Source organism: Paenibacillus farraposensis (assembly GCF_020736845.1).
Lineage (GTDB): Bacteria > Bacillota > Bacilli > Paenibacillales > Paenibacillaceae > Paenibacillus > Paenibacillus farraposensis.
In genome coordinates this window covers 29,111-53,643 of record NZ_JAFFQR010000112.1, presented here as the reverse complement: position 1 = coordinate 53,643, position 24,533 = coordinate 29,111, and the positions used below count along the sequence as shown (strand labels likewise).

Here is a 24,533-nt window from a genome sequence, read left to right as displayed (position 1 = left end):
GCATCATGAAAAGAATTACGGTACTTGGTTCAACCGGGTCGATTGGGACACAAACGCTGGATGTGGTATCCATGCACCCGGACCAGTTTGTTGTTGAGGCTTTAGCGGGGGGGGCCAACATAAAGCTGCTCGCTGAACAGGCGCAACTTTATAAACCTAAAAAAGTATCTGTCGGTACTAAACAACTGGCGGAAGAAATTCGGCCTTTATTGTCATCCGATATCGAACTGCATTGGGGAAATGAAGGACTTGTTGAACTGGCTGCCAACACAGAGGCGGATATGGTTGTGACGGCTGTAATGGGCAGTGTCGGATTGCACTCCACGCTGGCCGCGATTGAGGCTGGAAAGCAAATCGGTTTGGCCAATAAGGAAACACTGGTTACGGCCGGACATCTGGTCACAGAGCGGGCTCGGGCGAAAGGAGTGCCGTTGCTGCCGATTGACAGTGAGCATTCAGCTGTTTTCCAATGCCTGAATGGTGAGCGCATGAAAGATGTGGCGCATATCACCCTGACGGCATCAGGCGGTTCTTTTAGAGATTTGACCAGAGAGCAGCTTCGAGAAGTTACGGTGGAAGATGCACTCAAGCATCCCAATTGGTCGATGGGCGCCAAAATTACGATTGACTCAGCAACAATGGTGAACAAAGGGCTGGAGGTTATAGAAGCTCATTGGCTGTTCGGGCTTGATTATGAGCACATCCACGTGTTGCTTCATCCGGAAAGCATCATTCATTCCTATGTGGAGTTCCAGGATACGAGTATCGTTGCCCAATTGGGGAATCCAGACATGAGAGTCCCTATTCAGTATGCTTTAACATACCCAGAGCGGATGAAGTCCCCGGTGAAGCCGCTGTCGCTGGCTGAAGTGGGGGCAATCCATTTTAGGGAAATGGACTTTGATCGTTTTCCTTGTTTAAGGCTTGCCTTCGAATGTGGTAAAATAGGTGGTACAGCACCAACCGCATTTAATGCAGCTAATGAGATTGCTGTTGCTCGTTTTCTGCGTGGAGAGATTCCTTTTCTGCATATCGAGGCTATTATTGAACATGTGTTGGAGCAACATGTCAATATCGCTAACCCTGATCTGTCTGCCATTGAAGCCTGTGACCATGAGACGCGCAGCATAGCTGCCAGACTATAAGGCTGACCTTGGGACTCGAGAGGTGAAATGTGATTCTCTTGTACAGGATTGGAGAATAATGATAATCTAGGAAGACAAACTCGATCTCATTGAAAGGAGAACGGAAACGATTGGAAACGATTCAAATAGTGTTGATGACGGTGCTCATGTTTTTCGTCATAGTGACGGTGCATGAATGGGGGCATTATTATTTTGCCAAACGCGCCGGGATTCTGGTACGGGAGTTTGCGATCGGTTTCGGTCCAAAACTGTTTTCTTATAAAAGAAACGAGACGCGATTTACGCTGCGTTTGCTGCCTTTCGGCGGTTTCGCCCGTATGGCGGGAGAAGATCCGGAAGTCAATGAAATTGAAACCGGACAAACAGTTGCTGTACGCGTAACGGACGGCATCGTTAAAACCATTTATCTGGATCAACTGGATAACCGTAAAAATGTAGTACGTGGCGAAGTGTTGGATATCGATCTGGTAGAGGCGCTGACTGTAAAGTTGGATGTCGATGGCGAAGAACAGCAATACACTGTACACCCGCAAGCGATGATGATAGCCAAGGGACAATCCACCCAAATTGCGCCGAAGGATCGACAGTATGGCAGTAAAACGGTGGGACAGCGCGCACTGGCTATTTTTGCCGGACCGCTGATGAATTTTATTCTTGCCTTTATTCTCTTTGCTTTGCATATCCAGATGGTTGGGATACAAGTGGAGAACCCGACTTATGTTCAAATTAGTGATATTACAGCGGGGATGCCTGCTGCCGAGGCTGATTTGCATAAGGGGGATATCATTGAATCGGTAAACGGAATTGCCATTGGTGCGAATGTTGAAAATTTGATCAAGCTGATTGCCGATTCTCAAGACAAGCCGATGAAGTGGAAGGTTCGCCGGGATAACCAAACGTTTGATCTTACCATAACGCCTCGTGCAATGGAAGGGCAAAAGGGCGGTAAAGTAGGCATCGTGCCAGAACTTCCAACACGCCAAGCGGGTGTTGGGGAGACGTTTAAATTTGCCGGACAATCCATGGTACGAACGACCGATATGATCTTCCAAGGATTTGGCCAACTCATTCAACGCTTCTCCATTAATGACCTGGGAGGTCCGGTACGCACTTTTGAGGTGACAGGACAGATTGCCAAGCAGGGCATTGTGCAGTTAACGTATTGGACTGCTATCATGAGTCTTTATCTGGGGATATTCAATTTGCTGCCGATTCCAGCGCTGGATGGTAGCAGACTTGTATTCCTCGGTGTGGAGGCGGTAAGAGGACGTCCCGTTGATCCGGGCAGAGAGGGAATGGTCCATTTTGTTGGCTTTGCCATGCTGTTCCTGCTGATGATCGCGGTCACGTACAACGATATTTTACGCTTAATTAATGGTTAATTTAGAGGCGGACTTATATAAAAACGGTCTGTATGGGAGGACATGCATTTCTATGTCGAACGATAAACAGTTTGTCGAGGAGATTACGCCACAGAGCGAAGATTTTTCCCGATGGTACATTGATGTTATTAAAAAAGCGGAACTGATGGATTATTCCCCGGTTCGCGGGTGTATTGTATTCCGCCCAGAAGGATTTGAAATTTGGGAGCACATCAAGGAAGCGATGGACGTGCGTTTCAGGGAAACGGGGCACCGTAATGCCTATTTCCCGATGTTCATTCCAGAAAGCTTTTTCCAAAAAGAAAAGGAGCATGTGGAAGGATTTAACCCTGAGCTTCCTTGGGTAACCGAGGCTGGTGGAGAAAAGCTGGAAGAGCGGCTCGCGATCCGTCCGACTTCAGAAACCATGATTGGACATATGTATTCCAAATGGATTCAGTCTTATCGGGACCTGCCTGTACTTATTAATCAATGGGCTAACGTGGTGCGCTGGGAAAAACGTACATTGCCTTTCTTGCGTACGAGTGAATTTTTGTGGCAAGAAGGTCACACGGCTCATGAAACCGAGGATGAAGCACGCGAAGAAACGATGAAAATGCTTGAAGTATACCGCGAGGTTATTGAAGAGGTTCTCGCGATTCCGGTTATTACCGGGCAAAAAACACCATCTGAAAAATTTGCAGGTGCGAAGGATACCTTCTCACTGGAAGCGATGATGAAGGATGGGCGTGCGGTACAAGCCGGGACTTCCCACTATATGGGGACCAATTTTGCGGTTGCATTTGACATCAAATATTTGAGTCGTGAAAATAGCCTGGAATACGCGCATACCACTTCATGGGGGACAAGTACGCGCCTGATTGGTGCACTGATTATGGTCCATGGGGATGATCGCGGTCTGGCTCTGCCCCCTAAAGTGGCACCTACGCAAGTCATTATGGTTCCGATTGGGCCGCCTAAGAAGCGTGATGCAGTGATCGCGCGTGCAGATGAACTGTTCACTGAACTGAAGCAAGCAGGTGTACGTGTGACAATGGATGACCGCAGCGATGTAAGCCCAGGCTGGAAATTTAATGAATATGAAATGCGCGGTGTCCCGGTACGTTTGGAAATCGGACCTCGTGATATGGAAAATGGTGTCTGTGTACTTGTGTCCCGTATTAGCGGCGAAAAAAAGGTCGTACAGCAGGACAACCTGGTTGAGGAAGTCCAGGCCATGCTAGCACAGGTACAACTGGAAATGTATGATCGAGCGAAGAGCTTTATGGAAGATCACTTCTATTCTGTGGATACGCTGGATGAAATGAAGGTGCTTATGGAAGAAAAACGCGGCTTTACTCTGGCAGGCTGGTGCGGATCTGAGGAATGTGAAGATAAAGTCAAAGAAGTAACGGGCGCTACAAGCCGTAACATCCCATTCAAAGCAGCCGAGCAAAAGACCACATGTCTGTGCTGTGGCAAACCTGCCAAGCATACTGTAGTGTTCGCACGGGCGTACTAATTTAGGAAGCAAAGCACTACCCATTATACTCACATCATTTTCTCTGCGAGCAGTATCTGTACGTGGCTATGCCCCGCAGGTTGTATGCAGTGGTTACAGAGGAATGAGGAGGGCTACGAAAAGCTTTTGCGGTCGGAGATATTTTTGACGCAGAAGCTTTTCATGTTTTCAGCGTGTAGATGGAAGCATGTATACAATAGATAGGCTAGCATCATTAGGAACGGGGGAGAGCCATGGGCGGCGCTGAAGAGAAGAGAAAGCGGCTGGAACTGTTGATGAAACAGGTCATAATGCCAGCGGGAGTGGTTGAACCTTATTTTTTGGACGGTTGGATTGAGCAGGTGGAAATTAGCCGTACGAATAAGGATTGGAATATTGTCATTGCCAAGGAGATGCTGGTTCCTGCTCAAGTGTATCGTACGTTTTGCATTCAGGTACAGGAAAAGATGAATCATATCGCAAAAATTACGTTTCGTTTTCATTATAGTGAGCAGGTTCAAGCAGGTGACATCATCGGTGAATACTGGAAGCTTTTTCTGGAGTGGGTGCACCGTGAAATCCCTTCTGTAAACGGTTGGATGAATCGGGCTGTGCAGGAGTGGGAAGATGGGCTGCTGTTGCTGACGATGAGCGATAGTATGTCGCTGGAACTGGCGCGCAAAAAGCAGATCGATCAAGCAATTATCAAGTTTTATGATAAATATTTTGGGCTCTCCATGCGCGTTAAAATCCAGGTAGGCGAAAGCAACCAGGAGGCCTTGCAGCAATTCCAAGAGAAGAAGATGCAGGAAGAACGCGAAGTGATTCAGAAGATGATGGAAAGTATGGAAGCTGAAATGCCGCCTGTGGATGAAGAAGAGGGAGCCGTCCATCTCCAATTCGGATACGAGATCAAGGAGCCGCCTGTTCCGATGCAAGATATTCAGGATGAGGAGAAGAAAGTCACATTACAGGGTACGATCTTCGGACTTGATAGTAAGGAACTGCGCAATGGTAGTACATTGTTTACGTTTTATTTGACGGACTTTAGTGATTCGCTGCAGATGAAAATGTTTGCAAAAACCAAAGAAGATCTAAAAGTGCTTAGCCTGCTGGCTAACGGAAAATGGGTAAAGGTCCGTGGCCGAGTTGAATATGATCGTTTTATGCAAATTCCTGAACTGGTTATGATTCCCTCCGATCTGGTTGAAGTGCAGGCACCGCCTACACGTAAGGATCATGCAGAGGAAAAGCGGGTTGAGTTCCATCTGCATACGAAGATGAGCGCGATGGATGCAGTAACCTCGATTGACCAATATATCCAAACAGCCGCCAAATGGGGACACAAAGCGATTGCGGTTACCGATCATGGCGTTGTGCAGTGCTATCCTGAAGCTGCTAAAGCAGCCAAGAAAAACGGAATTAAAATGATCTACGGTATTGAGGCCAATGTGGTTAATGATGCAGTTGAGGTTGTAATGCAGCCACAGTCTTTAGATCTGAAAGCAGCGACTTATGTCGTTTTTGATATTGAAACCACCGGTTTGTCAGTCACACAAAATAAAATCATTGAAATCGCAGCTGTCAAAATGCATGAAGGCAAAGAAATAGACCGTTATGCTACCTTTGTTAATCCGCATGAGCGTATTCCCTACAACATTCAGCAGCTGACGAATATCAACGATGAGATGGTCAAGGATGCACCGGATGTGGAGCCAGTTCTAAAAGAATTCGTTGCCTTTGCCGGCGATGCTGTATTGGTTGCCCATAATGCACGATTTGACGTCGGCTTTATCCAGGCAACGCTTCGAGGAATGGGCTTGCCTGAAATGACCAATCCGGTACTCGATACGCTGGAACTGGCCCGTTTGTTGTTCCCGACATTGAAAAATCACCGTTTGAATACATTGACGGCTAAATATAAGGTTGCCCTTGAAAGCCATCACCGGGCTATTGATGATACCGTTGCACTCGCAGGAGTATTGAACGGATTGCTAAGCGATGCGGAACAAATGAAGGGATTAAAAATGCTCGACCGCTTGAATGACTATGTGGGCAAGGATTTATCGAACACTCGTCCTTTCCATTGCTGTATTTATGCCCTGAATCCCATTGGCAAAAAAAATCTGTACAAACTGGTTTCCATGTCGCATACAGACTACTTCAAGCGTGTACCTTGTATTCCCAAATCCAAATTGTCGGAAATGAGAGACGGATTGCTTATCATTTCCGGCTGCGAAAAAGGGGAATTTTTCGAGGCAGTACTGAACAAATCCGAGGAAGAAGCCGAGGAGATTGCACAGTTTTATGATGTGCTGGAGATTCAGCCTTTAACCATGTATATGCATCTGGTGGAAAAGCAACTGGTAAACGGACCAGATGCGCTGAAAACGGCCTTGCGCAAAGTATGCGAAATCGGGCAGCGGCTGGATAAGCCGGTTATTGCCACAGGCAATGTTCATTATCTGGATACTCGCGATAAGCTGTACCGTGATATTACGATACACGGTATTACGGGGTTTAGCCCGCTCAAAGATATTCGTAAACCGGATGCCCATTTGCGTACAACGGATGAAATGCTGGCAGAGTTTGAATTTTTGGGTGAGGAAAAGGCCTATGAGGTCGTTGTTACGAATACCAATGAGCTCGCGGATCGGTTTGAGGAACTGGAACTGTTCCCTGACAAGCTGTTTACACCGTTGCTGGACGGGGCAGACGAGGAAATTCGCAACAAATGCTATGAGACAGCACAATCCATCTATGGGGAGTCCTTGCCCGAGGTGGTGGTAGCCCGCCTGGAAAAAGAATTGGAACCAATTATCAAATACGGGTTCTCCGCGAACTATCTCATTTCCGAACGTCTGGTTAAAAAGTCTAATCAGGACGGATACCTGGTAGGCTCGCGGGGCTCTGTCGGATCATCTGTTGTAGCTACTTTTCTTGGCATTTCCGAGGTTAACCCTCTGCCTGCGCATTACATTTGCGTGAATCCGGAGTGCAAGCACAGTGAATGGTTTTTGGACGGCAGTGTGCCAAGCGGATTTGACCTGCCAGACAAAAACTGTCCGAAATGCGGCGGCAAGCTCAAGGGTGAAGGACAAGACATCCCATTTGAGACGTTTCTCGGGTTTAAAGGAGATAAAGTTCCCGATATTGATTTGAACTTCTCCGGGGAATATCAGCCTGTTGCGCATAACTATACGAAGGTGCTGTTTGGTGAGAAAAGTGTATTTCGCGCAGGAACCATCGGTACGGTTGCCGAGAAAACGGCCTTTGGTTTTGCCAAAAAATATGAAGAGGCTCATCATAAAAAATGGCGTGGAGCCGAACTGAACAGGCTGGCCTCCGGCTGTACAGGTGTAAAACGCAGTACAGGACAGCATCCGGGCGGGATTGTTGTTGTTCCCGATTATATCGAGGTCGAAGACATTACTCCGGTGCAATACCCGGCAGATGATACGAGCTCAGAATGGAAAACGACGCATTTTGATTATCACGCCTTTGATGCGAATTTGCTCAAACTCGATATTCTGGGCCATGATGATCCGACCATGATGAGAATGCTGCAGGATTTGACCGGGGTTGACCCTACGACGATCCCGATGAATGATCCCAAGGTGATGAGCATGTTCAACTCCACCGAAGCGCTCGGGGTAACACCGCAGCAAATCCGCACACCTGTCGCAACCTATGGCATACCAGAGATGGGAACGAAGTTTGTCCGCCAGATGCTGGTAGAGTCGCAGCCGAGCTCTTTTGCGGATTTATTGCAAATTTCCGGCTTGTCTCACGGTACAGGCGTATGGCTGGGCAATGCACAGGAACTGATCAAAAATAATACCTGTAACATCAAGACTGTCATTGGTTGCCGGGATGATATCATGCTGTATTTGATTTACAAGGCGGGGATGGACGCAGGTCTGGCCTTTAAAATAACGGAAAGCGTGCGTAAAGGTAAGGGGCTTAGTGACGAATGGATTGAGGAAATGAAAAAATGCAAGGTGCCGCAGTGGTACATTGATTCCTGCCTGAAAATCCAGTACATGTTTCCGAAGGCGCATGCTGCAGCCTATGTTATTTCAGCGGTGCGGACAGCGTATTTCAAGCTGTATCATCCGATTGAATATTATGCGACATATTTCTCGGTCCGGGCAGCTGATTTTGATATTGAGCTGTGCTGTCAGGGATATGATGCAATTGGAAAGAAAATTGTCGAGATCGAGCAGCTCGGCTTCCAGGCCTCGCAAAAGGAAAAAGTGATGCTGCCAATCCTGGAAATGGCATTGGAAATGACTGCTCGCGGCTTCAGCTTCAAATCCATTGACTTGTACCGCTCCGAAGCTACACGCTTTAAAGTGGATGGGGATTCACTCATCCCACCATTCGGAGCTCTTCAGGGAATTGGTGAGAACGCGGCGCGCAACATCGCGGCAGCCCGTGAACAGGGTGAATTTTTATCTGTAGAGGATTTCCAACAGAAATCAAAGGCCAGTAAAACAATTGTCGAAATGCTGTCCCAGATGGGATGCTTCCGAGGTCTGCCGGAGAGCAACCAGCTGTCTCTGTTTTAATCTGAACCACAGTAGTCAAGCTCTGGCACTTGTCACACTACTACGGTTATGTTATAATTTTTTTGGTAATCATGGAGATAAAACCGTTGCTAAAAGAGTGGGGAAACCCACTCTTTACTGTTTGATATACAGTTACAACGTGAAGACGTTATTTTTAGGCTGAAACCGGTACGCCGGTTTATTTGCAGTGAGCCTGAAATGAACATCACAGCAAATGAAAATACCTGTGGTGAAGAAGCATTGTCCATGGTAATGGGCGTCTTTTTTCAGTCCAGGAAAGTTTACTTTTGGAGGTTATAATCTTTGAGCACACCAAAGATCAAATCAGCAGTGGAAGAAATGGCCCAGCCTTTTCTCGATGAGCATGGCTTTGAACTGGTTGATGTCGAGTATGTCAAAGAGGGCAGCAATTGGTTTCTTCGCGTTTTTGTAGACAAAGACGGAGGAATTGATCTGGACGATTGTAGTATGATCAGTGAATATCTGAGCCAAAAGCTGGACGAAAATGACCCTGTTTCTACAGCATATTTTCTTGAGGTATCTTCACCAGGCGCGGAAAGACCGCTAAAAAAAGCGGAGGACGTAACTAAAGCGGTGGGTAAAAATGTATTTGTTACTACATACGAGCCGATCAACGGTCTGAAGGAATTTGAAGGTCGTCTGCTTTCTTTTGAAGATGGAGAACTCACTGTTCAAAGCGGGCAAAAGAAGCATACCATACCTTATGAGAAGGTGGCTGGCGCAAGGCTCGCGATCATATTTTAATTTTGGATTTGGCTGTTGCTGTTTGATATAACTTCATGTTTTTAACCTCGTGTGCTGACCGGGACACAGGTGCCATCATTTGAAAGGGGGAGCAGTAATCCATGAGTATGGATTTTATTGAAGCAATGAACGAGTTGGAGAGGGAAAAGGGGATCAGCAAGGATGTGCTGTTTGAGGCGATTGAAGCAGCCTTGATTTCCAGCTACAAACGGAATTTCAACACCGCACAGAATGTGCGTGTTGATATGAACCGCAACTCGGGCGTTATTAAAGTATATGCACGCAAGCTGATTGTTGAGGAGGTACTGGATCCCCGCACTGAGATTTCACTGCCGGCAGCTCGTGAAATTAATCCGCATTTCCAATTGGAGGATATTGCAGAAATTGAAGTTACACCACGTGATTTTGGCCGGATTGCCGCACAAACAGCGAAGCAGGTCGTGACCCAGCGCATCCGCGAGGCCGAACGCGGACTCATCTACAACAAGTTTGTGGACAAGGAAGAAGACATTGTAACAGGAACTGTACAGCGCCAGGACCCGCGTAATATTTATATTGATTTGGGTAAAGTAGAAGCCGTTCTCCCGTTGAGCGAGCTGATGCCAAATGAGAAGTTTAACCATCTGGATCGAATCAAGGCTTATATTACTAAGGTAGAGAATACCACCAAAGGACCGCAAATCATGCTGTCCCGCTCTCATCCAGGTCTGCTTAAGCGGTTGTTTGAACTTGAAGTTCCTGAAATTTTTGACGGTGTTGTAGAGATTCGTTCTGTAGCACGTGAAGCAGGCTTCCGTTCCAAAATCGCGGTTTATTCCCGTAATGAAGAGGTTGATCCGGTTGGCTCCTGTGTAGGACCGAGAGGAACACGCGTACAAACGATTGTAAATGAGCTGCGTGGAGAAAAAATCGACATCGTGCGCTATTCCGATAACGTTGACGAATACGTAGCCAATGCGCTGAGTCCTTCCAAAGTGCTTGAGGTACAAGTGTTTGAAGAGGAAAAAATGGCGCGTGTCATTGTGCCTGACTATCAGCTTTCTTTAGCTATCGGCATTAAAGGTCAGAACGCTCGGCTTGCGGCGAAGCTTACTGGCTGGAAAATTGATATTAAGAGTGAAACACAGGCGGAGGAAGAGCTTGGCAGACCAAGAACATCCACCGATGAAATGCATCAGGATTCCGTTTCTATAGATTAAGCGGAGTTTAGGGGGGGTAATGCATGAAACAGAGAAAGATACCTTTGCGAAAATGTGTGGCCTGTCATGAAATGATGCCAAAGAAGCAGCTAATCCGTGTCGTCAAAACCCCTGAGGACGAAGTGTTGATTGACTTGACCGGCAAAAAGTCAGGGCGCGGTGCTTACTTGTGCGGCAAAGCCGCCTGCTTCAAGCTGGCTCAAAAGAGCAAGGCACTGGACCGAGCTTTGAAGCACTCGGTACATCCTGATATCTATGAGCAGCTAAGTCGCGATTTTGCTGCCGTCGAGGAAGAATTCCTGGCGGCACAAGGCAGCGTGCAGGATGAATAAGGCGCTGTCTGGAATGGGCCTTGCCATGAGAGCTGGTAAGCTGCTAACAGGTGATGAGATCGTTTATAAAGCGATCAGGTCCTCAGAAGCCAAGCTGGTCATTCTTGCGAAAGATGCTTCAATGAATACTCAAAAGAAATTCCGTGACAAATGCGGAACGTACAAAATCCCCTTATTGATAGGATTTGACCGGGAAAGCTTGGGAAGCAGTATCGGCAAACCTGAACGGGTGGTGCTGGCTGTAACGGATCAAGGATTCGCGAAACTGATCGTAAAACATGCGGGGATAATGTCGGAGGTGGAGTATATTGAGTAAACAAGAAAGCAAAGACAAAGTGCGGGTATACGAATACGCCAAATCGTTGAACATGAGCAGCAAGGAAATTATCACCATTCTTAAACGGCTGGATATTCCCGTGAACAACCACATGAGCGTCATAGAATATGATGCCGTAGGTAAAGTGGAAAATTTTTTTAAGAGTATTAAATCGAGTGCTGCGGCCAAGCAAGGTGGAGCAGACACGGCACAAGCAAGCTCGGCTCAGGCTAATTCAAGCCAGACCGGTTCAAGTCAGAACAGTAATCGTTCAACTGGGCAAACCAAAAATCAACAGGAAAAGCAGGTAAGTATGAATAGGACAAACAACAACCAAAACAATAATCGAAGCAGCGCTCCTAAAGCGCAAGGTAGTCAGCAGGGCGGACAAAACCGCAGTCAACAAGGTACCAATAGACCAGGTGGCCAGCAGCAAGGGGGACAACAGCGTTCCAGCAGCCACACAGGTTCACGTTCTCAAGGAAGTCAGGGCGGAACGGCACTAAAAACATCTTCATCTACGGGAAGCAGCAATGCCAGCCGTAATGGCGGTGGCAACCGTTCAGGCAGCAACTTTAACTCTGGTAATAACCGCTCCGGCCAAGGCCGTTTCGAAGATAGCCGTCAAGGCGGAGGACGCGGTGGTAACGGTGGTCGCGGCGGCAATAACCGCGGTGGCAACAATCGTGGCGGGAAATTCAACAATCGCGGTAAAGCTCCACAACAACAGGAGCGTCGTGAGAAAATCGACAACACGCCTAAGAAAATTATTGTGCGTGGTGAGATGACCGTAGGTGAAACAGCAAAGCTGCTTCACAAAGACGCGTCAGAAGTGATCAAAAAGCTGATTATGCTCGGAACAATGGCAACAATCAACCAGGAACTGGATATGGATACCATTCTTTTGCTGGCTGGTGACTTTGGCGTTGAGGTGGAAGTGAAGATTCCGGTCGAAGAGGATCGTTTTGAAACGGTTGAAGAGAATGATGATCCGGCAGATCTGAAAACACGTCCGCCAGTTGTCACAATCATGGGTCACGTCGATCATGGTAAAACCACTTTGCTGGATGCGATTCGCTCCACGAATGTAACAGGTGGCGAAGCCGGCGGCATTACACAGCATATCGGTGCATACCAAGTTGAGATCAACGGTAAAAAAATCACTTTCCTGGATACACCGGGTCACGAGGCCTTTACTGCAATGCGTGCTCGTGGTGCTCAAGTCACAGATATGACGATTATTGTGGTGGCGGCTGACGACGGTGTTATGCCCCAGACAGTCGAAGCGATCAGCCATGCGAAAGCAGCAGGCCTGCCTATTATCGTGGCTGTGAACAAGATTGACAAACCGGATGCGAACCCGGATAAAGTGAAGCAGGAACTGACGGAATATGAATTGGTGCCTGAAGAGTGGGGCGGAGATACTATTTTCGTCAACGTTTCAGCGAAGCAAAGAATGGGCCTGGAAGATCTGCTTGAAATGATTCTGCTCGTAGCTGAAGTGAATGAGTACAAAGCGAATCCGGACAAACGTGCGCGCGGTACAATCATCGAGGCTGAGCTGGATAAAGGCCGCGGTTCTGTAGCCCGTGTTCTCGTTCAAAATGGTACGCTGAAAGTCGGCGATGCGTTCGTCGCGGGCAACTGCTTTGGACGTGTACGTGCTATGGTCAACGACAAAGGTCGTCGTCTCAAGGAAGCGGGACCTTCTACACCAGTTGAAATTACTGGTTTGACAGAAGTGCCGCTCGCTGGCGATCCGTTCATGGTGTTTGAGGATGAGCGCAAAGCTCGTGCTATCGCTGAGAAGCGTGCGATCACGCAGCGTCAGTCCGATCTGGGCAGCAACACCCGCGTAACGCTGGATGACCTGTTCCAGCACATCAAGGATGGTGAGATGAAGGACCTGAATGTCATCATCAAAGGTGATGTGCAAGGTTCCGTAGAAGCCCTGAAAGGCTCCTTGAACAAGATTGAAGTTGAAGGTGTGCGCGTCAAAATTATTCATAGTGGTGCAGGTGCCATCACCGAGTCCGATATTATTTTGGCTGCAGCTTCCAATGCTATCGTAATTGGCTTTAACGTTCGTCCTGATAATCAGGCAAAATCTACAGCCGAAGCTGAAAAAGTGGACATTCGTCTGCATCGTGTCATTTACAATGTCATTGAAGAAATCGAGCAGGCTATGAAAGGCATGCTGGACCCTGAATATAAAGAAAATGTGATCGGACACGCTGAAGTTCGCAACGTGTTTAAAGTTACTAAAGTCGGGACGATTGCTGGTTGTATGGTGACGTCCGGCAAAATTGCACGTTCAGCAGAGGCACGTCTGATTCGCGACGGAATCGTCATTTTTGAAGGTAAAATCGACTCACTGAAACGCTTCAAGGACGACGCCAAAGAAGTTGCCCAAGGCTATGAATGTGGTATTACCCTTGATGGCTATAATGATATTAAGGAATCCGACATTATTGAAGCGTTCGTCATGGAAACAGTGGAGCGCTAACGGCAGAGAGGTGAGCATCCATGGCTAAAATACGTACAGGTCGCGTTGGGGAGCAGATTAAGAAAGAACTGAGCCAACTTATACAGACAGATTTAAAAGACCCCCGTATCGGCTTTATTACGGTTACAGGTGTTGATGTCACAAACGATTTGTCCCAAGCGAAGGTATATTTGAGTGTGTTAGGGGACGAAGAGCAAAAAACTTCTTCCTTGAAAGCATTGGACAAAGCGAACGGTTATCTTCGTTCTGAGCTTGGCAAACGGATACGGCTACGCCATATTCCTGAGCTGATTTTCAAAATTGACGAATCCATTGCTTACGGCAGCCGGATTGAAAAGCTGTTGAGCGATATTGACAAGGACGAAAAATAGGAATTCTTGTGTATCGAAAGAACGATGAACTGAATGTAAAGGAGACGGCGAATGCATACCTATGAACAGGCGCTTCAACAAGCGAAGGAATTTATTCTGGAGCATGATGATTACCTGATCGTATCGCATGTACAGCCGGACGGAGACGCAGTCAGCTCCACCGTAACGGTGGGCTGGCTTCTCTCATGTCTGGGGAAGAAATATACCATGTTGAATGAGGGACCCATCCCCAAACGCATGGATTTTTTGTGGCATGCCGATGAGATTATGGATATGAGCCAGCAACCGCCAGAACGGAAATACAACTGCATCATTTGCGTAGACTGTGCAGATTATCGCCGCGTGGGCCTGACAGAACAATTTTTTGCGGAAGATGCGGTTATTCTGAATATTGATCATCATCCGACGAATGATGCGTATGGCAAGGTGAATGTGATCAAGCCGGACGCAGCGGCAACAGCGGAAATTCTTTTTGATTTGCTGGAAAGTTTCGCAGTAAGCTGGGACGTTGAAGTAGCTACTTCCGTATATACAGGATTACTGACGGATACAGGAGGCTTCCGGTATTCCAACACTTCGCCAAAGGTGATGTCTATTGTGTCACAGTTGCTCACTTACGGTGTAGATGGTCCAGCCTTGTCCGAAAAAATACTGGAAGAAATGACATTTCCGCAAATGAAAATGCTGACGAGGGCACTGCAAACACTCACGATGTCGGACGACGGTAAAGTCGCCTGGGTGATTGTGACACCTGATGATATGAATGAGTGCGGAGCTGTTAATGAGGACTTGGAAGGGATTGTTAATTATCCAAGAAATATTCGTGGTGTTGAAGTAGGCATACTTTTTAAAGTGATCAATGAACAAGCGGTTAAAGCCAGCATGAGATCGGCAGGTCAGGTTGACGTAGCTGCATTAGCCCAATCGTTTGGGGGCGGGGGACATGTTCGTGCCGCGGGCTGCAAGCTGGAGGGTAAACTGGAGGACATCATTGAAACCGTTGTAGGGCGGGTGAAAGCAGAGCTATGAACCCGATGAAAAAGGTACAGGCAACGTGGGAAGGTATTTTGCCCGTCTATAAACCCGCTGGATTTACTTCCCATGATGTGGTGGCGAAGGCTCGCCGTTTATTGGGGATGAAGCGGATCGGGCACACCGGAACGCTTGACCCCCAGGTAACCGGGGTACTGCCCCTGTGTCTGGGACGTGCTACCCGGGTGGTAGAATATTTGCAGGAGCGGCCGAAGGAGTACCAGGCTACGCTGAGATTAGGCATTGCGACCGATACTGAAGACCTAACGGGGACAGTTACTGAAGAGAGTGAGGGCCCGGTAAAGGTGTCGGAGGGAGAGGCCAAAGCGATACTGGGGCAGTTTGTTGGAACAATCTCGCAGGTACCGCCGATGTACTCCGCACTCAAAGTAAATGGAAAACGCCTGTACGAACTGGCTCGGGAAGGCAAAACCGTGGAGCGCAAAAGCCGCGAAGTGGACATTTATGAGCTGGAGATGACAGGATTCGCGCAGACAGGATCGTATGTGGATATTTCCTTTCGTGCCTTATGCTCCAAGGGGACATATATCCGAACACTGTGTGTAGATATTGGTCGTGCATTGGGATATCCCTCAACGATGGTCAAGCTGGAGCGAACCATGTCTGCGGGAATACCTGCGGAACGCTGTCTGACGTTCGAAGAAATAGAGCGCTGCGTTGCGGATGGCAGCCTGGGAGAGCGGCTTATAGCAATCGATCAGGCGATTGATTATATGCCTAAACATACGGTGGCTGAGGCCAAAGCAGCCGCAGCTCTGCAAGGCCAACGTCTATCGCTCAGTGTGGTTTCACCGCCTGTAGCTGATAGCCGTCCCTTCCGTTTGTATAAAACGGATGGAACGTTTTTGGGCATATACGGACGAGATGAATCCGGTGCGATCACTCCAATTAAAGTTTTTTTAAGATGATAGAATTTATAATTTTCAGCAGAGCTGAATCATTCTGTAATCGCAAGAAAAACTCCGCTAGGCGCGGTCTGGCTTCCGTGAAAGTATTCGTCGATAGACGTTTTTCTTATCTTGAATTGTGCTATAATTTTGACGAAGTTAGTCAAATGATGTGAAATGCAGGTGAATGAATATGATTACCGTTTCGTTATCTTATCCATTGAGTGATGAGCTTTTGCAGCAATGGGGACGTCCACAAGTCACGGCGATTGGTCAGTTCGACGGTCTTCATCTGGGTCACGCAAGCGTCATATACCAAGCTGTTGCACTTGCCCGGGAACAAAAAATCCCGGTATCTGTTATGACATTTCATCCTCATCCGAAGGAAGTCATGAAAAAGGGTGACTATGAAGGCTACTTAACACCGCTTGCGGACAAGCAGGCGATTTTGGCTGATATGGGTATAGATGTACTTTATATTATGAGTTTTAACGAGGATTTTTCCAAGGTCAGCCCGGAGGCGTTCATTACTGATGTACTGCTACCGTTACAAATTCAAACAGCAGTTGTGGGCTTTGATTTTCGGTTTGGCTACCGGGGGGCGGGGCATGAGGATACATTGCGCAAGCTTGGTGGAGAACTGATGGCTGTGCACACCGTACCACCGTTTGAACTGGATGGGGAAAAGGTCAGCAGCTCCGGCATCCGCCGTGCTTTGCAGACTGGCGAGCTAACGCATGCCTCCCGCTGGTTGGGGCGTCCCTACCGTATCCGGGGAACTGTAGTGGATGGAGAAAAGCGGGGGCGTACGATTGGATTTCCTACCGCTAATCTCAAGCTGGATGATACTTACGTCATTCCGGTCAAAGGTGTGTATGCTGTTCGCGCACTTGTAGATAATCGGTGGATAAACGGTGTAATGAATGTGGGGGTTAAGCCTACTTTTCATGAAGGCGTGCTGAGTCCGTCGTTTGAAGTGCATCTGTTTGATTTTAATCAGCAGATTTATGGGGAGCCTGTGCTTGTTGAGCTTCATCATTATATCCGTCCTGAACGAAAATTTTCTTCCGTGGACGAGCTGATTAGCCAAATCGGCAATGACGCACAGACGGCTAGAAAGCTGTTAGGCTAAATTATTTACATAAGACAGGCGCTGTGTTATACTGACTTATGTTGTGTAAACAACGATGAACCTTAGCTTGGTTGCCCGCTTTCACCGGCGGCTACGAGGCTAATGGCGATTATAATGAAGGAGGTGAACAGGATGGCATTGACTCAAGAGCGTAAACAGCAATTGATCGAGGAGTACAAAACTCATGAATCCGATACAGGATCTCCAGAGGTACAAATCGCTATCCTTACTGAAAACATCGTCAACTTGCAAAGTCACTTTCGTTCGCACAAGAAAGACCATCACTCCCGCCGCGGGTTGTTGAAAATGGTCGGTCAGCGTCGTAAACTTTTGGCTTACCTGAAGAAGACTGATGTTCAACGTTACAGTGCGTTGATCGAGCGTCTCGGACTGCGCCGTTAATTTTCAGACATGCAATGAGAAAAGAAGCCTGGTTGTTCACCGCTTGTCCCTGCTAAGGCGACGGCGGACAGCAGCCGGGTTCTTTTTTGAAATGAGAATCTTTTTTTGAATTACATCTTCTGGTTTGCCTGTGATTTTCTTATGAATAAGACCTGCGCAGGAAATACTGGATATGTATAGAACTTTTACAATGAAATGAAATGGAGGGATACCATGGAGCAACGTGTAGAAATGCAGCTCGGCGGAAGAAAGCTGGTGCTGGAAACAGGACGTCTTGCGAAACAGGCCAATGCGGCAGTTAAAGTAAGCTACGGAGAAACAGTTGTGCTTTGTACCGTGACTGCTTCCCGTGAACCCAAAGATCTGGACTTTTTTCCGCTGACCGTAAACTATGAGGAAAGATTGTATGCTGTCGGGAAAATTCCAGGTGGATTTATTAAACGTGAAGGACGTCCGAGTCAAAAAGCGATTTTGTCCAGCCGCTTGACTGACCGGCCGATTCGTCCATTGTTTCCGGAAGGCTTCCGGAATGATGTACAGGTATTGAACCTGGTGATGAGTGTCGATCAGGATTGTGAACCGGAGATTGCATCAATGATCGGCACCTCGGCTGCACTTAGTATTTCGGATGTGCCTTTTAACGGGCCGATTGGCGGAGTTGCTGTAGGCCGTGTGAACGGGCAATTCGTAATTAACCCGGATATTGCACAGCAAAATGCAAGCGATTTGTATCTGGTTGTTGCCGGAACGAAAGATGCCATCATGATGGTAGAAGCGGAAGGCGATGAAATTCCAGAGGAAGTCATGCTTGAAGCGATTATGTTCGGTCACGATGAGATCAAGAATATTGTGGCAGTCATTGAACAGCTGGTTCAAGTCGCAGGTAAAGAGAAAATGCAGGTTAAGCTGCATGCTGTGGATGAAAAGGTAAACAGTGAGGTACGTGCATATGCAGCCGAACGTTTGGTGGAAGCTGTAAAAATTGCAGAAAAACATGCCCGCCAAGATGCAATTGATGCAATCAATGAAGAGACAGTCGCCCATTTTGAAGCGCAATACATAGAGACGCCTGAGCTGTTGAAAGATGTTAGCGAAGTTCTCTATGATATCGTTAAAGAGGAAGTTCGTCGTCTGATAACGCATGACAAAGTGCGTCCTGACGGTCGTAAGCTTGACGAGATTCGTCCAATTGAAAGCGACACCGGTATTTTGCCGCGTACCCACGGTTCGGGCTTGTTCACACGCGGTCAAACGCAAGCGCTTAGCGTTTGTACACTTGGCGCATTGGGTGACGTGCAAATTTTGGACGGTATCGATCTGGAAGAAACGAAACGCTTTATGCACCATTACAATTTCCCTCCATTCAGCGTAGGCGAAGCTCGTCCTTTGCGTGCGCCGGGTCGGCGTGAGATCGGACACGGTGCCCTTGGTGAGCGCGCGCTTTCCAAAGTAATTCCTTCCGAAGCGGAATTTCCATATACCATTCGTCTGGTTTCCGAGGTACTGGAATCGAACGGTTCAACGTCCCAAGCAAGTATCTGTGCCAGCACACTGGCTATGATGGATGCAGGTGTACCAATCAAGGCTCCGGTTGCAGGTGTGGCCATGGGATTGATCAAGGACGGAGAGCATGTTTCCGTGTTAACGGATATCCAAGGGATGGAAGACCATCTGGGCGATATGGACTTTAAAGTGGCTGGCACAGCAGAAGGTGTAACTGCCATCCAAATGGACATTAAAATTGACGGTATTGACCGTAAAATTTTGCAGGATGCGCTTAATCAAGCCAGAGAGGGACGTATGTTCATTCTCGGCAAGATGATGGAAGCCATCCAGAAGCCGCGCGAGCAGTTGTCTCCGTACGCTCCAAAAATTATGACGTTGAACATTAACCCGGACAAAATCCGTGATGTTATTGGTGCAGGCGGTAAAGTCATCAATAAAATCATCGAAGAAACCGGCGTGAAGATTGATATCGAACAAGATGGTCGTGTGTTCATTGCTTCGACGAACCAAGAGATGAATGAAAAGGCACGCTCTATTATTGAAGGGATCGTCAAAGAGGTTGTAGTCGGTGAGATTTACATCGGTACGGTGAAGCGGATTGAGAAGTTCGGCGCATTCGTCGAAATCTTACCGGGCAAGGACGGTCTGGTTCATATTTCCCAACTGTCTACAGAGCGTGTAGCCAAAGTTGAAGATGTCGTTGCTATTGGAGATACGATTACAGTAAAAGTAACGGAAATCGATCAGCAAGGCCGTGTCAACTTGTCCCGCAAGGCGGTTCTAACTGCTGAGGTGCCTGCGAAGTCCTAATATCGGATAACGCGGTCTGCAGCATCAGCAGTTCTGTTACGATTTCAGAACACGGGATTGAACAGTATTATTTAAGCTTTTGGAAAGAGGCAGAGCTACGTTTCTGGCTCTTTTTTCATACATACACACTAGCTGTGGCAAAGTGGGCTTCATAGAGGCCTGTGCGTCATAGTTCTTGTCCTCCCCGCATACAATGTGGACAAACGGGCGGGAGGATGAATGGAACATGAGAAGGGCAAAGAGAGCGGTGTGGATTGTAGCCAGCTTGGCCATCACGCTGATCATCGGGCAATTTAGTGGAGTTCGTGATTACATTGATCAATTACGCGACGTGCAAGGTTCAGGCGCCAGTGAGCCTGAGGCTGCAACAACGATGGCGGTTGCGGCATTACCTGAAAATGCGCTTATGCAGCGACTGCGTACTGAAGCAGCCCGGCAGCGGCGTGAACCAGTGGATGCCAGAGTCGACAGAGTATGGAAGGCTATTCCGGGGTATAACGGACTGGAGGTTGATCTGGATGCGACCTACCGCAAAGCGGTTGCGGCCCCAGACCGCCCAATCCAGTATGTATATCGGCAATTAGCACCCAAAGTGCATTTGAACCAGCTTGGGAATGTACCGATTTACAGGGGAAATCCCGAAAAGCCGATGGTATCCTTCATGGTCAATGTGGCCTGGGGAAACGAGTATATCGTGCCGATCCTGAACACGCTGGATGAAGAAAAGGTCAAGGCTACGTTTTTTCTGGATGGAAGCTGGCTGAAAAAAAATCCTGAGCTCGCCAAGGAGATTCAAAAAAGAGGACATGAGCTTTCCAATCATGCCTACTCTCACCCCGATATGAGCCGTCTGAGCCGGGCAAGGGCCACCCAAGAAATTGAAAAGACGGAAAAGCTCCTTCACGAAACTTTGGGTGTGAAAAACAGCTGGTTTGCCCCGCCGTCAGGTGATTTTAATCAGCAAACCGTTGATCTGGCTGCAGAACTCGGGCTCAAAACAGTACTGTGGACATTGGACACCGTAGATTGGAAGCATCCGGCACCGGACTCGGTAGTTCAAAAAATCAGCAGCAAGGTTGAATCAGGCTCCCTGATATTGATGCACCCGACCGATTCCTCATCCGCGGCGCTCAAAGGCATGATTCGTGCCATTCGGAGTAAGGGGCTCGCGCCAGGAACTGTCAGTCAGACGCTCTCACCTGACCGGCAGCTTCCTGTTCCGGTTGAGTGAATGGCTTTTTTCTGTTAGGATTGAACATTATGGCTAAGTATGCAATTTAGTTTAGGAGGGCCAATCGTGGAAAGAATTCAACTCAAAAACGGCCTAAGGGTGGTCATTGAAAAAATTCCAACCGTGCGTTCTGTTTCGTTTGGCATCTGGGTTAAAACCGGATCCCGCAATGAAACACCGAACAATAGCGGTATTTCTCATTTTATTGAACATATGCTTTTCAAAGGAACAGAGCGTTTTAGCGCCAAGGAAATTGCTGAGCAATTCGATGCCATCGGAGGAAATGTCAATGCTTTCACTTCGAAGGAATATACCTGTTATTATGCCAAAGTGCTGGATGAGCATCTGCCGATTGCGGTTGATGTGTTGTCTGATATGTTCTTTCATTCCAAATTGGAGCGTGATGAACTGGCAAGAGAGAAAAATGTGATCCTTGAGGAAATCTCCATGTACGAGGACACACCGGATGATATGGTGCATGATCTGGTATCGCAGGCAGCCTATGGTGAACATCCACTGGCCTACCCAATTCTCGGAACCGAAGGACATCTGCTGGCGATGGACAGCTCACATCTCAGTCAATACATGAAGGAACATTATACCATAGATAATACCGTTATTAGTGTGGCCGGGAATGTGGACGAGCGTCTTATCGAATTGCTGGAACGGCATTTTGGACATTTTGATAATCATGGAACCGATTCGCCTTTGACAATGCCTGCGTTTAACGGTGAGCTGCTGTACTACGAGAAAGCAACGGAGCAAAATCACATTTGCTTATCCCTGCCTGGATTTGCAACTGGCGACGATCTCCAGTATGCTATGGTCCTGCTGAACAACGCGATCGGCGGCGGCATGAGCTCACGTTTGTTTCAAGAAGTTCGAGAAAAGCGCGGACTGGCTTATTCGGTTTATTCCTATCATAGCTCGCATGCAGATAGCGGTTTGTTCACGATCTATGCAGGTACGGCGCCCAAGCAGACGAAGGAAGTGTTGGATTTGACATTGGAGCTGCTAAGGGATGTCGCTATCCATGGATTGGACGCCAATGAGCTTCATAAAGGCAAGGAGCAGCTAAAAGGAAGCTTGATACTAAGCCTGGAAGGTACAGGCAGCCGAATGAACCGGCTTGGAAAAAATGAGTTGATGCTGGGCCAGCATTATACGCTGGATCAAATGATCGAACACATTGAGCGAGTGACGTCCGACGATGTAAACCAAGTGCTGGACCGGATGTTTTCACAGCCGTTTGCCCTGTCGATGGTCGGAGCCAGCGATTCAGCGGTTAGAAATATGAGGAGGGACTATTTTGTTAACTTACGTGGAAATTAAGAGACTAGAGGGCAACGAAGATATTGAGCTGCCTCGTAAAATGTCAGAACTTGCATCGGGGTTCGATTTGTATGCAGCGGTAGAGGAGGAGCTGGTACTGGAACCGGGCAAACGCTGCCTCGTGCCAACCGGATTTGCAATAGCGATGCCGGCGGGGCTGGAGGCACAGATCCGTCCGCGTAGTGGACTGGCTCTCAAGCATGGTATTACCTGTCTGAACACACCGGGGACGATTGATGCGGATTACCGTGGGGAGATTAAGGTACTGCTTATTAATTTGGGTGAGGAATCATTCACAATTACACGTAATGAACGGATTGCGCAAATGGTATTTCAGGCTGTGCCTGAGGTGGAGCTGAAGCAGGTAGATCATTTGTCTGAAACTGTACGTGGTGCTGGGGGCTTTGGCCATACAGGGCGATGAGTCTGTAATTCTTTTTTGATTGCAACGCAATTGCCAGTTTTGAGATTTAATCAAAAGTATATTAGAGCTGTCCTTTCTAAGGGGCAGCTTTTTTGTTTTTTCACTCTTTTCCGGGCGAGTGCATAGACTAAAACATATCGTGTCTCGGAAAGGAGTGATCCGGATGCTAACAGGAATACGCATCGTTGTTTTGGGTGGCGATGCAAGGCAACTTGAAGTCATTCGCAAATGTGTGGAAATGGATGCCACCGTCAGTGTAGTCGGCTTTGACAAACTGGAAGTACCACTCAAGGGAGTATCTCATGAGACATTGTCAGCCAAGCTGCTGGAATCGTCAGACGCATTGTTTTTGCCAGTTGTGGGATGCGATGAGGAAGGGAATGTGAGTGCACTTTTCAGTACGCAAAAGCTCCAATTTTTGAATGAGCATGCCGCCGCGCTTCCACCGCATTGTGTCGTGTATACAGGAATGGCGCGGACATACTTAAAAGAAATTTGTATCAGACACGACCTGAAGCTGGTGGAACTGCTCAAAAGAGACGATGTGGCCATATACAACTCCATACCTACGGCCGAAGGCGCATTGGTGATGGCCATTCAGCATACAGATTTCACAATTCATGGTGCCAATTGTATGGTTCTGGGAATGGGGCGGACTGGATTTACCATGGCAAGGGCACTGCAGGGATTGGGAGGAATAGTGAAGGTTGGAGTGCGGCGGGCAGAGGATGCGGCAAGAGCGGTAGAAATGGGGTGGAAGCCTTTTATGACAAGGGATTTAGCGGGTGAGACACAGGGAGTTGACTTGATTTTTAATACGATACCCTCTATGATTATCACAGCGCAAATCCTGTCTAAGTTGCCACTGAGTACCGTGATTATTGATCTGGCTTCCGCCCCGGGCGGATGTGACTTCCGCTATGCAGAAAAACGTGGAATCACGGCTATGCTTGCCCCCGGACTTCCCGGTATTGTTGCTCCCAAAACTGCTGGTGCCATTATAGCGAATACGCTGGTGCAGTTGTTAATGGAAGATAATCCTGAGCGGGGGGATGCACGATGAGTTGGCAAGGGAAAACAGTAGGTTATGCAATTACAGGCTCACATTGCACATTTGAAGAGGTAATGCCTGTTATACAGCGCTTTGTTAATGAAGGCGCTAAGGTTATTCCCATTATATCCAATACGGTACTAACAACGGATACCCGCTTTGGCACTTCGCACAGTTGGCAAAAACAGTTGAAAGATATAACAGGGAATGATATCATTTCTACAATTGTGGAGGCTGAACCACTGGGACCCTCCAAAATGCTCGATGTGCTGGTAATTGCACCCTTGACGGGAAATTCGATGAGCAAACTGGCGCATGCGATGACCGACAGTCCGGTTTTAATGGCTGCCAAGGCGCAACTTCGCAATGGTGGTCCGCTTCTTTTGGCCGTATCTACCAATGATGGACTGGGCCTGAATGCTGCCAATATCGCCAAGTTACTAGTGGCCAAAAACATCTTTTTTGTGCCGTTCGGGCAGGACAATCCATTTAAAAAGCCGAACTCGCTTGTGGCTAATATGGAACTGATTCCTGAGGCTGCATACGAAGCCATGCAGGGCAGACAGCTTCAGCCCATGATTGTGGAACGTAAGACCCCATGAAGTACTGATAGTCAACTGCTGAGCATCCCTCGCCCT

20 protein-coding genes are annotated in these 24,533 nt (G+C 47.8%); all 20 read left to right on the top strand.

Annotation, left to right across the window (positions count from 1 at the left end; all coding sequences use genetic code 11):
* The first annotated feature begins 5 nt into the window (after positions 1-5).
* Entirely contained in the window at positions 6-1,145 is a 1,140-nt protein-coding gene (locus JO375_RS18685) for a 1-deoxy-D-xylulose-5-phosphate reductoisomerase (protein WP_229525881.1), read from the top strand.
* A 110-nt stretch (positions 1,146-1,255) separates the two neighbouring features.
* Positions 1,256-2,527 carry an RIP metalloprotease RseP gene (gene rseP, locus JO375_RS18680; RefSeq protein ID WP_229525880.1) on the top strand — a complete coding sequence of 424 codons (1,272 nt, stop codon included), beginning with the start codon at positions 1,256-1,258 and terminating at the stop codon, positions 2,525-2,527.
* 52 nt (positions 2,528-2,579) lie between these two features.
* Positions 2,580-4,028, top strand: coding sequence for a proline--tRNA ligase (proS, locus tag JO375_RS18675; protein WP_229525879.1), 1,449 nt, complete (start codon positions 2,580-2,582; stop codon positions 4,026-4,028).
* A 233-nt stretch (positions 4,029-4,261) separates the two neighbouring features.
* On the top strand, positions 4,262-8,578 hold the full coding sequence (locus tag JO375_RS18670) for a PolC-type DNA polymerase III (RefSeq protein ID WP_229525878.1): 4,317 nt from the start codon (positions 4,262-4,264) through the stop codon (positions 8,576-8,578).
* 303 nt (positions 8,579-8,881) lie between these two features.
* Positions 8,882-9,343, top strand: a complete 462-nt coding sequence (gene rimP / locus JO375_RS18665) for a ribosome maturation factor RimP (protein ID WP_229525877.1) — start codon at positions 8,882-8,884, stop codon at positions 9,341-9,343.
* Between the two features lie 101 nt (positions 9,344-9,444).
* Positions 9,445-10,542: a transcription termination factor NusA gene (gene nusA, locus JO375_RS18660; RefSeq protein WP_229525876.1), complete on the top strand. Its 1,098-nt coding sequence runs from the start codon at positions 9,445-9,447 to the stop codon at positions 10,540-10,542.
* A 23-nt stretch (positions 10,543-10,565) separates the two neighbouring features.
* Positions 10,566-10,874, top strand: coding sequence for an RNase P modulator RnpM (rnpM, locus tag JO375_RS18655; protein WP_007430067.1), 309 nt, complete (start codon positions 10,566-10,568; stop codon positions 10,872-10,874).
* Positions 10,867-11,190, top strand: a complete 324-nt coding sequence (locus JO375_RS18650) for a L7Ae/L30e/S12e/Gadd45 family ribosomal protein (RefSeq protein ID WP_229525875.1) — start codon at positions 10,867-10,869, stop codon at positions 11,188-11,190. Before rnpM ends, JO375_RS18650 begins: the two co-directional genes overlap by 8 nt.
* A complete protein-coding gene (gene infB, locus JO375_RS18645; protein ID WP_229525874.1) occupies positions 11,183-13,696 on the top strand; it encodes a translation initiation factor IF-2 in 2,514 nt (837 codons plus the stop codon). The genes JO375_RS18650 and infB overlap by 8 nt, the downstream gene beginning before the upstream one ends.
* A gap of 20 nt (positions 13,697-13,716) precedes the next feature.
* Entirely contained in the window at positions 13,717-14,067 is a 351-nt protein-coding gene (rbfA, locus tag JO375_RS18640) for a 30S ribosome-binding factor RbfA (protein WP_229525873.1), read from the top strand.
* 51 nt (positions 14,068-14,118) lie between these two features.
* Complete coding sequence (locus tag JO375_RS18635; protein ID WP_229525872.1) at positions 14,119-15,096, top strand: DHH family phosphoesterase; 978 nt, start codon at positions 14,119-14,121, stop codon at positions 15,094-15,096.
* Positions 15,093-16,028 (top strand): tRNA pseudouridine(55) synthase TruB, encoded by a 936-nt coding sequence (gene truB, locus JO375_RS18630; RefSeq protein ID WP_229525871.1) that lies wholly within the window; start codon positions 15,093-15,095, stop codon positions 16,026-16,028. Before JO375_RS18635 ends, truB begins: the two co-directional genes overlap by 4 nt.
* 172 nt (positions 16,029-16,200) lie before the next feature.
* Positions 16,201-17,139, top strand: a complete 939-nt coding sequence (locus tag JO375_RS18625) for a bifunctional riboflavin kinase/FAD synthetase (RefSeq protein ID WP_229525870.1) — start codon at positions 16,201-16,203, stop codon at positions 17,137-17,139.
* Positions 17,140-17,271: 132 nt separating this feature from the next.
* Positions 17,272-17,541 (top strand): 30S ribosomal protein S15, encoded by a 270-nt coding sequence (gene rpsO / locus JO375_RS18620; protein ID WP_229525869.1) that lies wholly within the window; start codon positions 17,272-17,274, stop codon positions 17,539-17,541.
* A gap of 213 nt (positions 17,542-17,754) precedes the next feature.
* The gene (gene pnp, locus JO375_RS18615) at positions 17,755-19,857 is read left to right on the top strand and encodes a polyribonucleotide nucleotidyltransferase (RefSeq protein WP_229526873.1); all 2,103 of its coding nucleotides are present in this window, start codon (positions 17,755-17,757) and stop codon (positions 19,855-19,857) included.
* Positions 19,858-20,083: 226 nt separating this feature from the next.
* Positions 20,084-21,088 (top strand): polysaccharide deacetylase family protein, encoded by a 1,005-nt coding sequence (locus tag JO375_RS18610; RefSeq protein WP_229525868.1) that lies wholly within the window; start codon positions 20,084-20,086, stop codon positions 21,086-21,088.
* A 66-nt stretch (positions 21,089-21,154) separates the two neighbouring features.
* A complete protein-coding gene (locus JO375_RS18605; protein WP_229525867.1) occupies positions 21,155-22,420 on the top strand; it encodes a M16 family metallopeptidase in 1,266 nt (421 codons plus the stop codon).
* Positions 22,398-22,844: a dUTP diphosphatase gene (gene dut / locus JO375_RS18600; protein WP_229525866.1), complete on the top strand. Its 447-nt coding sequence runs from the start codon at positions 22,398-22,400 to the stop codon at positions 22,842-22,844. The genes JO375_RS18605 and dut overlap by 23 nt, the downstream gene beginning before the upstream one ends.
* A 163-nt stretch (positions 22,845-23,007) precedes the next feature.
* A complete protein-coding gene (gene dpsA, locus JO375_RS18595; protein WP_229525865.1) occupies positions 23,008-23,907 on the top strand; it encodes a dipicolinate synthase subunit DpsA in 900 nt (299 codons plus the stop codon).
* Entirely contained in the window at positions 23,904-24,497 is a 594-nt protein-coding gene (locus JO375_RS18590; RefSeq protein WP_229525864.1) for a dipicolinate synthase subunit B, read from the top strand. Before dpsA ends, JO375_RS18590 begins: the two co-directional genes overlap by 4 nt.
* The last annotated feature ends 36 nt before the right edge of the window (positions 24,498-24,533 follow it).